The sequence below is a fragment of the Streptomyces sp. NPDC005004 genome (assembly GCF_053600675.1).
Genome location: NZ_JBSGAH010000010.1, coordinates 87,171 through 101,515 on the forward strand (window position 1 = coordinate 87,171; position 14,345 = coordinate 101,515).

Sequence of the window (14,345 nt, forward strand, 5' to 3'; positions counted from 1 at the left end):
GGGACCTGGGGACGCCCCCCGAGGTCAGACCAGGCCGAGGCGCTTGGCCGCGACCGCCGCGTCGACCGGCACGACGACCGGCTGCGGGGCGCCCTCGGTGGCCCAGCCCGGGTCCTTCAGGCCGTTGCCGGTGACCGTACAGACGATGGTCTGGCCCGGGTCGACCTTGCCCTGCTCGGCCGCCTTGAGCAGACCGGCGACCGAGGCGGCGGAGGCGGGCTCCACGAAGACGCCCTCCCGCGCGGCCAACAGCCGATAGGCGCGCAGGATCTCACGGTCCGTCACCTCGTCGATGGCACCGCCGGATTCGTCGCGCGCGGCGAGGGCGTGATTCCAGGAGGCGGGGTTGCCGATGCGGATGGCGGTGGCGAGGGTGTGCGGGTCCTTGACGATCTCGCCGCGCACGATGGGCGCGCTGCCCGCGGCCTGATAGCCCCACATGCGCGGGGTGCGGGTCGCGGGACCGTCGGCCTTGTACTCCGTGTAGCCCTTCCAGTAGGCCGTGATGTTGCCCGCGTTGCCGACCGGGAGGACGTGGATGTCGGGGGCGTCGCCGAGCATGTCGACGATCTCGAACGCGGCTGTCTTCTGGCCCTCGATACGTACCGGGTTGACCGAATTGACCAGCGCCACCGGGTAGTTGTCGCTCAGTGCGCGCGCGAGGTCGAGGCAGTCGTCGAAGTTTCCGTCGACCTGGAGGACGGTCGCGCCGTGCACGAGGGCCTGGCCCATCTTGCCGAGCGCGATCTTGCCCTGCGGGACGAGCACCGCCGAGACCATGCCCGCGCGGACCGCGTAGGCGGCGGCGGAGGCGGAGGTGTTGCCGGTGGAGGCGCAGATGACCGCCTGGGCGCCCTCCTCCTTGGCCCGTGTGATGGCCATGGTCATGCCCCGGTCCTTGAAGGAGCCGGTGGGGTTGGCCCCCTCCACCTTGAGGTGGACCTCGCAGCCGGTGCGCTCGGAGAGCACCTGCGCGGGCACGAGAGGCGTGCCGCCCTCGCGGAGTGTCACGACGGGCGTGTCGGCGGTGACCGGCAGCCTGTCCCGGTACTCCTCGATGATTCCGCGCCACTGGTGGGTCATTGCCGCTTACTCCCCTTCAACCCGCATGATGCTGGCGACACCCCGCACGGTGTCGAGCTTGCGCAGCGCCTCGACGGTCCCGGACAGGGAGGCGTCGGAGGCCCGGTGGGTCACGACGACGAGGGATGCCTCGCCGTCCTTGCCCTGCTGCCTGACCGTATCGATGGACACCCCGTGCTCGGCGAACACCGTGGCGACCTGGGCGAGGACACCCGGTTTGTCCGCGACGTCGAGGCTGATGTGGTACCGCGTGACGACGTCCCCCATCGGGGAGACCGGCAGCGCCGCGTACGCCGACTCGCCCGGACCCGTCGTACCGCTGAGCCGGTTGCGGCAGACCGCGACGAGGTCGCCGAGGACAGCGGAGGCGGTGGGCGCGCCGCCGGCGCCGGGGCCGTAGAACATGAGCTGTCCGGCGGCGTCGGACTCCACGAAGACCGCGTTGTACGCGCCGCGCACCGAGGCCAGCGGGTGACTGAGCGGGATCATCGCGGGGTGCACGCGCGCGGTGACGGAGGCGCCGTCCTCGGCGCGCTCGCAGATGGCGAGCAGTTTGATGGTGCAGCCCATGCGCTTGGCCGAGCGGAAGTCGGCGGCGGTGATCTCGGTCATGCCCTCGCGGTGCACGTCGTCGAGGCGGACCCGGGTGTGGAAGGCGATCCCGGCGAGGATGGCGGCCTTGGCGGCGGCGTCGAAGCCCTCGACGTCGGCGGTGGGGTCGGCCTCGGCGTATCCGAGCGCGGTTGCCTCGTCCAGGGCCTCCTGGTAGCCCGCGCCGGTGGAGTCCATCTTGTCGAGGATGAAGTTGGTCGTGCCGTTGACGATGCCGAGCACGCGGTTGACCTTGTCGCCCGCCAGCGACTCGCGCAGCGGACGGATCAGCGGGATGGCACCGGCGACGGCGGCCTCGTAGTAGAGGTCCTTGCCGTGCTCATCGGCGGCGGCGTGAAGCGCGGCGCCGTCCTGGGCGAGCAGGGCCTTGTTGGCGGAGACGACGGAGGCGCCGTGCTCCAGCGCCGTGGTGATGAGGGTGCGGGCGGGCTCGATGCCGCCGATCACTTCCACCACCACGTCGATGTCACCGCGCTTGACCAGCGCGGTCGCGTCCGTGGTGACGAGCGCGGGGTCGATGCCCGCGCGCACCTTGGCGGGGCGGCGCACGGCGACACCGGCCAGCTCCACCGGGGCGCCGATGCGGGCGGCGAGGTCGTCGGCGTGCGTCGTCATGATGCGCGCCACCTCGGAGCCGACCACTCCACAGCCCAGCAGCGCCACCTTCAGCGGACGCGTACGCATCATCCGACCTCGTTTCCCTCATACCGTGTGCGGTGGGACCAGTCTCACTCACCGGACGGCGGTTTCTACCCTTGGTCCGGATCCTGAGACATGTATTTCATTTCCCCGGCCGGGGACGCAGGAGGTTTTCCGGGCGTCCCGGCCGAGGGCTCTCCCATGGCTCAGCCGACGTCGAGGCGCAGCAGGTCCTCCTCGGTCTCACGCCGGACGATCACACGCGCCTCGCCGTCGTGGACGGCGACGACCGGCGGGCGGAGCACGTGGTTGTAGTTGCTGGCCATGGAGCGGCAGTACGCGCCGGTGGCGGGTACGGCGATGAGGTCGCCCGGCGCCAGGTCGGCGGGCAGGAACGCGTCCTTGACCACGATGTCCCCGCTCTCGCAGTGCTTGCCGACGACCCGGGCGAGCATGGGCTCGGCGTCGCTGGTGCGCGAGACGAGGGCGACGCTGTACTCGGCGTCGTACAGCGCCGTACGGATGTTGTCCGACATGCCGCCGTCGACCGAGACGTAGGTGCGCAGCCCCGCGAGCGGCTTCACGGTGCCGACCTCGTACAGCGTGAACGCGGTGGGTCCGACGATCGCGCGGCCCGGCTCGACGGAGACGCGCGGCACGCTCAGCCGGGCCGCCTCGCACTCGCGGGTGACGATCTCGGTGAGCGCCTTGGCGATCTCGTGCGGCTCGCGGGGGTCGTCGTCGCTGGTGTAGGCGATGCCGAGACCGCCGCCGAGGTCGATCTCGGGCAGTTCGACGCCGTGCTCGTCGCGGATGTCCTTCAGCAGGCCGACGACGCGGTGCGCGGCGACCTCGAATCCGGACATGTCGAAGATCTGCGAGCCGATGTGGCTGTGGATGCCGACGAGTTCGAGCCCGTCGAGGGTGAGCGCCCGCCGTACGGCCTCGGCGGCCCGGCCGCCCGCGAGCGGGATGCCGAACTTCTGGTCCTCGTGCGCGGTCGCGATGAACTCGTGGGTGTGCGCCTCGACGCCGACGGTGATGCGGATCTGCACCCGCTGCCGCTTGCCGAGCCCCTGCGCGATGTGCGCGACGCGGGCGATCTCCTGGAAGGAGTCGAGCACGATCCGCCCGACGCCGGCCTCGACGGCGCGGGTGATCTCCTCGACGGACTTGTTGTTGCCGTGGAAGGCGATGCGCGCGGGGTCCATCCCGGCGGACAGCGCGGTGGCCAGCTCGCCGCCCGAGCAGACGTCGAGGTTGAGCCCCTCCTCGTCCAGCCAGCGCACGACGGCGCGGGAGAGGAACGCCTTGCCCGCGTAGAACACGTCGGCGCCCTCGCCGAACGCGGTGCGCCAGGCGCGCGCCCGGGCCCGGAAGTCGTCCTCGTCGAGGATGTACGCGGGGGTGCCGAACTCCTCCGCGAGCCGGGTGGCGGGGATGCCGCCGACGGTGACCACGCCGTCCTCGTCCCGGCGCACGGTACGGGCCCACACCTTGGGGTCCAGTGCGTTGAGGTCGGCGGGCGGGGCGGAGTAGTGCCCCTCGGGGAGGACGTCGGCGTGGCGGGGCCCGGCGGGGTGGGCGGAACGGCTCATGACCTTGGCTCTCTGTGTCGCGCTGGGGCTTCTTGCGGTGCCCTCAGAGGTGTTCGGGTGCGTCGATGCCGAGCAGGGACAGGCCACCGGCGAGCACCGTCCCGGCCGCTTCGGCGAGCGCCAGCCGGGCGCGGTGGGCGGCCTCGGGTTTCTCCTCCCCGAGCGGCAGGACCGCGGGCAGCAGGGGGAAGAGCGCGTCCGCGACGGCGACGAGGTGCCGGGCGAGACGGTCGGGGGCGTGGTGGGTGGCGGCGGCGGTGAGGACGCGGGGGTGGGCGGCGAGGGCGGTGAGGAGGGTGTCCTGGCCGGTGGCGCCGGTGTCCCCGGCTTCGGCGGCGAAGCCGAGGAGGCGGGCGGCGCGGGAGAGGGAACGGACCCGGGCATGGGCGTACCGCACCCGGAAGAGGGGGTTGCTCTCGCGCTGCACGAGGTGATCGGCGCTGATCCGGGGCCGATCGTGAGCGGCCGGGTACAGCAGGGCCCACTGGGCGGCGTCGGGACCGAGGGGGGCGGGGTCCTCGGGGGCGGGGACGGGACGGAGGACGCCGGTGCTCCGGTCGTCGTATGGCTTGAGGTGCTCGATCTCGGCACGACCGCCCTGGGTGGCGACGACACGGGCGACGGCGTCGGCGACGACCTCGGCCCGCACCTCGTACGGCACCCTCAGCACGACGACCCGCCCGTCGAGCGCGCGGCCGTGCCCGTAGGCGGTGCCGCGCGTGAGGACGTCGCCGACGAGCCCCGCGGTGAGGTCGCTTCGGGCGGCGAGGCGGATGTTGAGGAAGCCGGGCCCCGTGATGACGACGTCGCGGATGCCGTCGGCGTCGGCGAGGTGGGGCCGCAGTATCTCGGCGACGCGCAGCGGGGTCTGTCCGGCGGGCCGGGCGAGCCGCAGGGCGACGTTGGTGGCGAAGTCCCCGCATCCCCCGGGCCCCGGCCGGTCGACGACAACCCGCTCGGGAAGGTCCACGCTCAGCTCCCCCGCGTCCACGGCACACCGCACGGCGTCCAGGACGGTCCGGGAGAGGTCGAGGGGGGTCACGGGACAAGCGTAGGGGAGGGGAGTGGAGGGTGTGGACGGTGACTGGGATGTGGACAGTGGGGGGCTTGACCGCGGACGGGGGCGCTTGGCCGCGGAGGGGACGGTCGTGGTCGACGGGAGGTGGCCGTGGCCGACAGGGGGCGGGCTTGACCGGCAGGGGGCGACCCCTTGGTCGACGGCGGACGGGCTTGACCGGCAGGGACGCCATTGACCGGCCGGGGGCGGTGCGGTTGGCCAGCCATGCACAGGTCCGGCCCCGGCTGCCCCTCCCCTACCTACTCACAACCCCACACCCACCCGCGACCCACCGTTGACGTCGTCGTCGCCACCCTCGCCGGGCTGTCCCCGCAGTCGCCCCGTCCTCCGCTCCATGAGCCCCTTGACGAGCCGGACGAGTTCGTCGGGCTCGAAGGGCTTGGGGAGGAAGGCGTCGACGCCGGCACCGATCCCGCTCTCGACCTCGTACTGGGTGCACGCGCTGATGATGGCGAGCGGGAGATGACGCGTACGGGGGTCGGCCCGCAGGCGGGCGGCCGTACTGAGCCCGTCGAGCCGGGGCATGACGACGTCGAGTGTCACCACGTCGGGGCGCACGTGATGCACCACGTCCAGACACTCGGCACCGTCGACCGCGGTCACGACCTCCAGCCCTTCCAGCTCGAGGTTGACCCTGATCAGCTGCCGGATGACGTTGCTGTCGTCCACGACGAGCACCCGGCCAGTGGCGCCTGACACAACTCGAGAGTAGGTCGGCCCGAGCCGCCGCGTCCCGGTTTTCCCCACTTCCAGCCTCCCGGGGGACACCGCCCCCAAACCCGTTCCTGATCACCTCGAAAGACCTGCTAGGGTTCTACCCGTCACCGCGAAGCGCCCAGCGCCCGCCCGACACGCCCCCGTAGCTCAGGGGATAGAGCAACGGCCTCCGGAGCCGTGTGCGCAGGTTCGAATCCTGCCGGGGGCACCTTGGATGAGGTGCCCAAAGACCCCGTCACCAGCGGAAACGCTGAGGCCGGGGTCTTCGCGTATGTGCAGGCGTGCGCCGCCCGGAGCGGCCGTATGCCGGGGTCTGTGGACGAGGTGTGGACGGGATCTTGACGCGTCTGCCCAGGTCAGCCCCGGCAAACGGCAAGACCCCCGGACAAGTCCAGGGGCCTGACGATCGGTTCATCGGCGGTGCCCTGCCGTAGCCGATCTCGGTCGGCTGACCGTCGCGGTAGAGCACAGTGCAGCGGCCGCACCCTGAGGGCAAAAAACAGTCCCCAGTAGATCTGCGCGTGTCCTGAAACCTCAGTCGTCACTGTTGCTTCGGTATCGCGCCGGCTTGCTGGGGGCCTTAACCACATCACTGTCCAAGTCACTAGCCGGCTAGACGTCCTCATCGACTTTGCGACTCTTTCGGCGTTATGGCCTACTAGCTACGATCCACGCCAGATGCCATAAGTCAATAGCCTTTCGGTAAGTTTCGGAGGAAACCTCTCGCGATCACCTGCGACTGCGACACCGGGCTCGTCCGCGGGTCGACGGGGAGCGGGTCGCGGCCGAGCGATTACCCAGGTCAGCCCATCTGACTGACGAAGGGGCCTGCGCATGCGCATCGCCACGTCAGGCCAGGTTGCTCTCGTGGGAGCTGCCTTGGACGCGGTCACAGCCCGGCGTGCCAGTCCCGCTCCAGATCGCCTGTGCCGAATACGCTGCGAAGACGTCCGACCTGGATGCCTCGACAACGCGGATGCGCGGTAATGCCGCCCGGTGGCGGCACTGCACGTAGGCCGGGACGGCGCAGCTGCCGGATGCGGAAGGGGTGTGGCATGAGATCCCCGAGCGTGCACCTACGGGAGATCACCGACGACGACCGGGATGCCGTCCGTGCCCTCCGCGTCCGACGTGACCAGAAGCAGTTCGTCGCCTCCGTGTCCCACTCCCTCAAGGAGGCAGCGAAGAAACCGGAGGCCAATCCCTGGTACCGCGCCGTGTACCGCGGCGATGAGCCAGTCGGCTTCGTGATGCTGTCGTGGAAACCGCCGGCCGGTCTTTACAAGGGGCGACACTTCCTCTGGCGCCTCCTCGTCGACAAGCGGTACCAGGGGCGAGGGATCGGCCGAGAGGCGCTCACGCAGGTAGCCACCCTGGTTCGCGCGGACGGCGCCACCGAGCTGCTGACCAGCTACGAGCCCGGCGACGGCGAGCCGTGGCCCTTCTACCAGAAGTTCGGGTTCGAGCCCACGGGGGAGATCGACGACGGCGAGATCGTTCTGCGACTCACCTTCCCCGCTCGGTGAGCTGTTTTACGGAAGCGCGGACAGTTTTGACCTGAGGTGGTCACACCACGAGAGGCTGGTGGGCACCTGGAAGTCGATGCCCGCCAGCTGCACGTCCGCCCCAAGTGACCGTTACCCCGCATCTGGCCATTCCTCCGGAGACTCTGGCGGTTATGAGGCCGAGGGTCTTCGCGTAAGTGCACGCGTGTGCCGTCTGGAGCGGTCGTATGTCGGCGTCCGTGGACTATTCGTGGACAGGATCTTGGAGCGTCTGCCCAGGTCAGACCCGACCAACGGCATGACATCTGAACAGGTCGAGAAGTCGGGCGGTAGGCATCACGGCGATCAAGCCGCCGGCAGCACCATGTCCGCAGCGGCTCCCATCAGCAATAGCCGCGATCGGACCGACCCATGCGGCTCTGTTAGCTACTGTCTGCACATCGGAAAGCTCGCGTGAGTGCCAGGGGTGGGGATGTCCGGCGCAACACTTTCTTTGATCGTCGCAATCGTTGGGGTTGGCGGCACGCTGGCCTCAGCAGTGATCACTCAAGTTCTGGCTCAGCGAGCCGAGTCGCAGAGGCTCGAGCGTGAGGAACGTGTCCGTCTCGCGGAGCAGCGAGCTTCTGAAGATCAGCGCAAGATCGACCAGCTCCGGGACTGCTACGTTCAGTTGAACGCCCGTGATCGTCACTATCGAGACGCGATGCTGGCGTACGCCTACGCGCTCAAATCGGGATCCGCCGAGGCGGAGGCAACGGAGGTAAGTAGCGCGCGGCGTGCTCAAAGGGACACTCGTGCTGAAGCTCAGCTGGTTGCCAGCGACGCAGTGCTCGAGATCGAAGGCCGGGTGAATGCCCAGCTTACGATCGCCTACAGGCGCCTAATGGAAGTAGCGGGCGAGTCGGAGTCACCCACTCGTGAGGCGAGGCTCCACCAGGTCATTGACCTCTTGGATTCCATCATTTCGCAGCAGGGGCATGTGCGAGCACTCATGCGCCTTGAGGTGGGCGCCACGGAAGAGCTTCCGGGCTGGTATAACCCGAAGATCGGGCTGCCACAGCACCAGTTGGCCGACCACTGATGACCGCACTTCGACCTCGCTGAAGGGGCAAGCCCCCGGATGACGCGGGAGCTTGCCCCTGGCAGAGCTGTGATCACTCGTACTCGCGAAGCAGATCCTCGATGCGCCGGTTGGCGACGTCCTGCCGTCCGTCGAGGCACTTCGCGTAGCGGGTCAGCAGGACCTCAACGCTGTTGCCGGCACGCTCGGCAACCTCGGTGGGATCAACTCCGGCGTTGAGCCACGTCGACAGCGCCGAGTGCCGAAGGTCGTACGGCCTACTCGCGAGCGGCGAAGCCGCGACAGCCGGTGGAAGCGCCAGGAGCCGAGCATCCTGCCACACGCGGTAGTAGGTCGAGGACGGGACGACTGAGCCCTTCTCACTGAAGAAGAGCCGCCCGTCTTCCGCCGTGCCGAACGTGGCCAGGTGCTCGCGCAGCACGGCGACGAGCTGGGGCGGGATGGGCACACGCCGAACGTCCTCAGCCGGTCGATTCTTGAGCCCGCGGTCGTCGTGGGTCTCCCCCGAGTCCGTCCACTGCTTGCCGACCGAAGGACGGGTCCGGTGTAGCAGCGCCCCTCCCCAGCCCTGCTCGGGGAGGACGAGGTCAGTCTCGACCAGGCCGACTGCCTCAGCGGGCCGGAGTCCACCGAAGTACATAGCCGCGAACAGTCCGACGAGGCGCCGGCCGCGAGCACGCCGGTAGCCACCCACGTAGGACACCGCCGCCAGGAGGTTGCGTGCCTGCTCCGGATTGGCGACAACGCGCGGATCTACCTGGTTCGAGACCTTCGGCTTCTGCCAGCGAACCACCGTGACCGGATTCTCTCGCAGCTCCCCAGGTCGACCGCGAAGTTCGCAGCGTTGACGAGGGTCCGCCGCTTCCGCCGCACGGTCTCGGCAGCTGCCGCGGTGCCGTCGAGCTTGAGCTTCAGCCCGTCGAGCACCGCACGGGCCGTTGCCGGTTCAGCGAGGTCCGCCAGTGGCCGGGAAGCCTTCGCCACCCAGTGCAGAACGTTCCGGACGTTGTCCGGGACTTCCCGGTCGTCGGGCCCTGGCAGCACGAAGGCCCAGTTACGTAAGGCCTTGCGGATCTCCTCGTCGGACGGTCGCCCTGCGCGCTCCGCTAGCAGTTCCATGGTCACGCTGGTCAGAGATTCGTTGATGCCGTCTCGCGTATTGGGTGCAGCGTGCGGCCACTTCATTGCGAGATACCTGAGGGCGAAGTCGTACCAGGACAATGGCGACTTCTTCTCTTCCATCGAGGCTGGAAGACCAGTCTCCGTGTCGAACTCTTCGCCGCCCCGCATGGCACTCATGAGCTTCGCGCGGTAGTGATCGGCGAGTGCCTTGGTGCGGAACGAGTCAGAGAAGACGTTGCCGGCGACAGACCAGCGGACGCCGTACGAGGGCGTCTTGGTGTCCCGCTTGCGTACGCCCCAGACCTTGACGTCGAGAGACTTCACGCCGCCTCCTCCAACTGCCGGAGCCACGAGGTGAAATTACTGCGCCAGACCCGAAGCTCGCCGTTGGGGAGCTTGAACGCGGCCGGCCCCTGTCCCAGCTCGCGCCAGCGGTAAAACGTCCGTCGAGAAACGCCGCCCAGCTCGGCCAGGACTTGACGAACAGTCATCAGTTCGTCGCGGCGTGTGTCCATGTCGGTTCTCCTTCCGTTCCGGGGGCGGGTTCGAGGGATGCGGCAAGCCAGGCTTCGGCGCTCGACAGGCCGGTGCCGGCAAAGATCCAGTGCGCGAGGACGAGCGTGGTCTCACCGTCCTGCGGGACGGGCGGCGCGGCTTGGGCCCGGCGCCAGTCGGCGCGAGCGTCGCGGAGGGCGCCCAGGGTGGTGGAGTAGCGGCGGGACTTCGTGGAGAAGTGGCCGCGGAAGCCGAGCATGTGGGCCCAAGCCCGCAGGCGGAGTTCTGCCAGCTCGGCACGGGCGCCCAAGGTCCAAGCGGTGCGGATCATCCGCCGGGCATGTTCGCTGATCTGGACCTGTGCCAGCTCGGCGAGGAACCTGATAGGCCGGTCCAGGGTGCCGGTCGCGGTCTCTGCTCCCTTGGTGGCGTACTTGGCGATGTACGCCGCTACGGCCCGCTCGGTCAGCTCCTGGCCATCATCGAAGTCGGCGGAGCGGATCGTGCGGACGTCGAGCTGACAGCCGAAGACGAAGGTATGGGGCCGCCCGTCGATCACCGGCCCGCCGACACGCGCCGTAGGGGCAGCTGCCCGAACGGCATCGGTCAGCAGCTCGGCGGTGGCCCACGAGGGAGGAGCGGAGTCGCCACCCTCGGGGCCGTCGAGGCGGATCACGGCGTGGAAGTGGACGGCACCGCGCTTCTGGTACTCGGCCACCTTCGCGAAGGAGATCCGGGCGTGGTGCCGGAATGCTCGCTGCGTGAGGCCGGCCCGCTTGGCCACCTCGCGGCGGAGGTAGATCGAGAACCGCCGCCACAGTGCCCCTGCGTGCGCGTTCCACAGCACGGCCGCTTCGTAGTCATAGGACTCCGCGTCGAGTGGCGTCCCCAGGACAGCGTCACCTTCCTCGTGCCGGACGCCGCAACGGCAGTTCCGGCCGCCGGAGGGTCGGTTGTGGACTGGGCCGAAGCCGGGGGCGGTGAAGGTGGCAAAGACGCGCGGGTGTGTGCCGACCCTCTCCGGGGTGCCCTTGCCGCCGCTGAGTCCGGCGGTGATCAGGTGGTAGGTGTCGCGGCGGTAGGTCTCGGCGCAGGCCGCGCACCGGGTGGCGCGGCGGTTGTTGCAGCGGACGAGGAGCTGACCGGCCGGAAGGACCGACGAGTCCAGGTGGTGCAGAACGCGGCCGATCTCCCCGGTCGCCCGGTCCACCGCGTATTCGGTGCGGTGGCCGTCGAGGCGTACAGGGCGGGTGCAGCCGCCCAGGCCGGACAGTTGGCGGCCCAGCTCGGGCAGGGTGCCGAGGGAGGCCAGCATGGAGAGTTCCGCCAGCGGAGGCGGAGTCTGCCGGGTGATGATGGGAGTTCCTTTCGGCTGTCGTGACAGTTCGGAAGGGACGGCCCCGGGGCGGCGGGATGCTTGGCGGCTTGTTGCCGCCCCGGCGGCCGGTCAGCGCTTGTGTGCGCCGTTGACGAGCGAGCGCAGGACCATGGCGGCGATGGCTACGGACACGGCCGAGACGGCGACCGCCGCCAGGAGCGCGGTGAGCACGATCCCGACGACGACCACGGCGGCGACCGCGCCGGCACCGATGCCCACGTACGGAGCGACCGGACGACCGGCCGAGGGAACGGGAGCCTGCGTCTGCTGATGCGTGACGGTGGTCGTCGGCAGAGTCGGGACGGCGGGCAGCTTGGGACGGAACACGGCTGATCTCCTTGTCACTCGTGGGTGCCGTTGACGACATCGACCCCGGAGCGGGTGCCGGACTCGATGGCGGGGGCGAGGAAGGTGTGCGAGAGCCAGAAGCCGAAGAGGGCGATCACGACGGCGACCCAGAGCCGGACGCCGAGGAACTTGATCGCGGCCCAGGCGATGACGCCCAGGACGAAGACGAGCGGCAGCGAGACGGTCACGGAAGCTCCTTCAGCGGACGGCGCAGCGGTGGGTACGGGCGGCCAGCTCGGCAGCGGCGCGGCTGTCGTAGTCCGTGGCGAAGCCGCAGCGCGGAGCCGTGCAGGCGGCGGTGTGCTTCTCGCGGCCGCGGCCGTCGTAGTACGTAGCGACCTGCACCGGACCGATGCGGACGACGCGGCGGAAGCGACGGTTGGCAGGCATTAGGGGGTCCCCTTGAGGTCTTGGCCGGTGAAATCGGTGACGTGGTCGGCCAGCCAGCGCAAGATCTCGTCGCCCTCGTACTCGTCGGCGGCGAAGATCACGGGTTCGGCGATGAGCACGGCTTCGGTGAGGCGGTTCTGTCGGGTCAGCTCGGCGGCGCGCTTCAGCGCGCGGAGCGTGGACGGGCGCACGGGGGAAAGTCCTCCGGGTCAGGTCAGGTGGGCGGAGATGGCTTCGGCCAGCGGCAGCGGGACGCCGAGCCGGGCGCGAAGGGTCGAGGTGTCGATGGGTGTTCCAGTGCGGGCGCGGTGTTCGTCGGCGACTTTGCGCGCGAGCGTGACGAGCGCTGGCGGGACCGGGGGCGTGGAGGGTGGAGCCGGTTCCGGCTCCACAGCGAGCAACTCAGGTGCAGAGGCTGGCACTTCGGGAGTGATGGGCTCCGAGGTCGACTCGCGTTCCCCCGTCGAGGCCTCCGCGGTTGCTCCGTGGGCGAGCAGCGTCCCGCCGAGGAAGGCGATCGCGGGCCACCCAGCGACGAGGATGCCCAGCCAGTCCGGCACGGCGTTCAGGTCGAGGAGTCCGGCCGTGGCGACGTTGGCGCCGAGCGAGGCGGTCAGGGCGACGAGGAACCAGCACCACCCGGCCGTTTTCGCCTCACCGGAGCGCAGCCGCCGCCAGCCCGCGACCAACAGCAGGTCGACGGAGACCGGGTAGGCCCAGGCCTTCCAGCCGTCCTGTCCGGCGGCCAGCGCCAGGTCGTGCAGGTGGGCGAAGGACAGCGCCGCGGCGATCAGCGCTTGGACGAGTACGGCGTCGATACGGACGGACAGGGCACGCACGGCGCATCTCCTTCCGGTTCCAGGCATGGCAGGGGTAGGGACGTGGCACGGGACGGCCGTGCCGGCCGTGGGCGGGTGCGCTTACTCGGTGAGCGGGCGAGCCGTGGCAACGGGCCCGCACGCCTCCACCGACATCGGCGGGACGTACGGCCGGAAGGGGTGGAGCGCCGGTACGTCGGGGGCGAGGTTCGCCGTGGCGCGGCAGGTGGCCGCGGCGTCGGCGAGGGAAAGGTAGGGGGTGCGGATGCGGGACCAGCCGCCGGAGGTGTCGCCGACGACGGCCAGGCCGGGCAGCTCGGCGGCGATGGCGCAGGCCGCGAAGACGGCCTCAGGGGCGATGTCGCCGAGCGCCATCTTCGCCGAGGCTTCGTCGTTCACACGGTGGCAGACGCGGCCGTTGAGCTGGGCTCGGAGCATGGTCGCGCCCTTGCCCAGTTCGGAACCGAAGCGCTGTCCGCAGACTTCGAGGTAGATGCCGGCGGCCCGGCCGAGTTGGGCGAGCCGGATGAGGTGGGTGACCATCTCGTCCCGCCGCTCCTCCTCCTTCCGCGTGGCGACGAGGAAGAGTTCGGCCACCTCGTCGATGAACAGCACGATCGGAGCCGGGCGTTGGCCCTCTGGCAGTCCCCAGACGTCCGAGGTGATCAGTTCTTCCGGAGTGCCGGGCGCGATGCCCTGCTGGGCCTTGATCAGGTCGTATCGGTCCTCCATTTCCTTCACGAGCGCGGGGAGCAGTTCGGCCGCCTGGTCCGGGTCGGTCGCCAGGGCGGAGAGCCGAGGTGCGAAGGGCGCCAGCTCGACCCCGCGCTTGCAGTCGATCCCGACCAGGGCCACCTGCTGAACAGCGAGGCCGGTCAGCAGGTTCCGCAGGTACATGGACTTGCCCGAGAGCGTGGCCCCGAGCACCAGTTCATGCGGAACGGTCCGGTAGTCCCGCACGAACGCGGTCGCGTCCTCCCGTAACGCCGCCGGGATCCGAAGCGGTCCGCCGTCCAGCCGCCGGGGCATCCGCACCTTCCGCAGCACGTCGAAGCCGACGAGCCGCAGTTCGACGACGCCCGGCTTGACGTCCCGCACGTGGACGGCGTGGACACCCCAGGCGTGCCGGAGGCGTTCGGCGGAGGCCGCCACGTCCGCCGGCTCCTGCCCCGGAGCCAGCCGCAGCCGCATGCGCAGGCCGGTCGTGGTGGGACGGATGACACCCCGACGAGGAGGCACCGGCCGGACCTCACGGCGGGTGGTCGCCCGGACGGCCAGCACCCGCCACCGGGACGGTTCGACGGTCAGGCCGCAAGCGTCCATGGTCGAGGAGTACGAGGCCAGCAGCCGGACCACCGAGAGCGGCAGCCCGACCGTGGACCAGTACGCCGCCGGGTGGGCGTGCCGGGCGTAGGCGGCGCCGCCCATCGCGGCGAGCGAACCGCCCAGCTCGGCCCACGTCACCAGATCCGTCACGGCGG

General features: G+C 70.1%; 15 protein-coding genes, 1 tRNA gene and 1 pseudogene. 3 read left to right on the forward strand and 14 right to left on the reverse strand.

The genetic code is table 11. The annotated features are described in order from the left end of the window. Window positions 1-24: 24 nt before the first annotated feature. From thrC to ACWEEU_RS16380, 5 genes are all read right to left on the reverse strand, one after another. Window positions 25-1,083: a threonine synthase gene (thrC, locus tag ACWEEU_RS16360; protein ID WP_451732874.1), complete on the reverse strand. Its 1,059-nt coding sequence runs from the start codon at window positions 1,081-1,083 to the stop codon at window positions 25-27. Window positions 1,084-1,089: 6 nt separating this feature from the next. Further along, on the reverse strand, window positions 1,090-2,382 hold the full coding sequence (locus ACWEEU_RS16365) for a homoserine dehydrogenase (protein WP_451732877.1): 1,293 nt from the start codon (window positions 2,380-2,382) through the stop codon (window positions 1,090-1,092). Window positions 2,383-2,540: 158 nt separating this feature from the next. Further along, window positions 2,541-3,932: a diaminopimelate decarboxylase gene (gene lysA, locus ACWEEU_RS16370; RefSeq protein WP_385742341.1), complete on the reverse strand. Its 1,392-nt coding sequence runs from the start codon at window positions 3,930-3,932 to the stop codon at window positions 2,541-2,543. Between the two features lie 43 nt (window positions 3,933-3,975). Further along, entirely contained in the window at window positions 3,976-4,974 is a 999-nt protein-coding gene (nrtL, locus tag ACWEEU_RS16375; protein WP_451732880.1) for an ArgS-related anticodon-binding protein NrtL, read from the reverse strand. Between the two features lie 279 nt (window positions 4,975-5,253). Further along, complete coding sequence (locus ACWEEU_RS16380; protein WP_385742357.1) at window positions 5,254-5,763, reverse strand: response regulator; 510 nt, start codon at window positions 5,761-5,763, stop codon at window positions 5,254-5,256. 100 nt (window positions 5,764-5,863) lie between these two features. Here ACWEEU_RS16380 and ACWEEU_RS16385 point away from each other — a divergent pair. The 3 genes from ACWEEU_RS16385 to ACWEEU_RS16395 all read left to right on the forward strand — a co-directional run bounded on the left by ACWEEU_RS16385 (window position 5,864) and on the right by ACWEEU_RS16395 (window position 8,313). Further along, window positions 5,864-5,935: transfer RNA gene (locus ACWEEU_RS16385), tRNA-Arg, on the forward strand. Window positions 5,936-6,782: 847 nt separating this feature from the next. Further along, window positions 6,783-7,253, forward strand: a complete 471-nt coding sequence (locus ACWEEU_RS16390) for a GNAT family N-acetyltransferase (RefSeq protein ID WP_451732883.1) — start codon at window positions 6,783-6,785, stop codon at window positions 7,251-7,253. 451 nt (window positions 7,254-7,704) lie between these two features. Beyond that, window positions 7,705-8,313 (forward strand): hypothetical protein, encoded by a 609-nt coding sequence (locus ACWEEU_RS16395; protein ID WP_451732886.1) that lies wholly within the window; start codon window positions 7,705-7,707, stop codon window positions 8,311-8,313. A gap of 73 nt (window positions 8,314-8,386) precedes the next feature. Here ACWEEU_RS16395 and ACWEEU_RS16400 read toward each other — a convergent pair. From ACWEEU_RS16400 to ACWEEU_RS16440, 9 genes and pseudogenes are all read right to left on the reverse strand, one after another. Next, window positions 8,387-9,759, reverse strand: a pseudogene (locus ACWEEU_RS16400) (tyrosine-type recombinase/integrase). After that, on the reverse strand, window positions 9,756-9,950 hold the full coding sequence (locus tag ACWEEU_RS16405; RefSeq protein ID WP_451732889.1) for a helix-turn-helix transcriptional regulator: 195 nt from the start codon (window positions 9,948-9,950) through the stop codon (window positions 9,756-9,758). The pseudogene ACWEEU_RS16400 and the gene ACWEEU_RS16405 overlap by 4 nt, the downstream one beginning before the upstream one ends. Next, on the reverse strand, window positions 9,926-11,245 hold the full coding sequence (locus ACWEEU_RS16410; protein WP_451732892.1) for a replication initiator: 1,320 nt from the start codon (window positions 11,243-11,245) through the stop codon (window positions 9,926-9,928). Before ACWEEU_RS16410 ends, ACWEEU_RS16405 begins: the two co-directional genes overlap by 25 nt. Before the next feature lie 132 nt (window positions 11,246-11,377). Then, window positions 11,378-11,635, reverse strand: a complete 258-nt coding sequence (locus tag ACWEEU_RS16415) for a SpdD protein (RefSeq protein WP_451732895.1) — start codon at window positions 11,633-11,635, stop codon at window positions 11,378-11,380. 14 nt (window positions 11,636-11,649) lie between these two features. Next, complete coding sequence (locus ACWEEU_RS16420; protein ID WP_023588145.1) at window positions 11,650-11,844, reverse strand: hypothetical protein; 195 nt, start codon at window positions 11,842-11,844, stop codon at window positions 11,650-11,652. 10 nt (window positions 11,845-11,854) lie between these two features. Beyond that, window positions 11,855-12,046 (reverse strand): mobile element transfer protein, encoded by a 192-nt coding sequence (locus ACWEEU_RS16425; RefSeq protein ID WP_392225077.1) that lies wholly within the window; start codon window positions 12,044-12,046, stop codon window positions 11,855-11,857. After that, window positions 12,046-12,237, reverse strand: a complete 192-nt coding sequence (locus ACWEEU_RS16430; RefSeq protein ID WP_451732899.1) for a hypothetical protein — start codon at window positions 12,235-12,237, stop codon at window positions 12,046-12,048. The genes ACWEEU_RS16425 and ACWEEU_RS16430 overlap by 1 nt, the downstream gene beginning before the upstream one ends. Before the next feature lie 18 nt (window positions 12,238-12,255). Next, the gene (locus tag ACWEEU_RS16435; RefSeq protein WP_451732902.1) at window positions 12,256-12,885 is read right to left on the reverse strand and encodes a DUF2637 domain-containing protein; all 630 of its coding nucleotides are present in this window, start codon (window positions 12,883-12,885) and stop codon (window positions 12,256-12,258) included. A gap of 81 nt (window positions 12,886-12,966) precedes the next feature. After that, the gene (locus ACWEEU_RS16440) at window positions 12,967-14,340 is read right to left on the reverse strand and encodes an FtsK/SpoIIIE domain-containing protein (protein ID WP_451732905.1); all 1,374 of its coding nucleotides are present in this window, start codon (window positions 14,338-14,340) and stop codon (window positions 12,967-12,969) included. Window positions 14,341-14,345 lie beyond the last annotated feature (5 nt).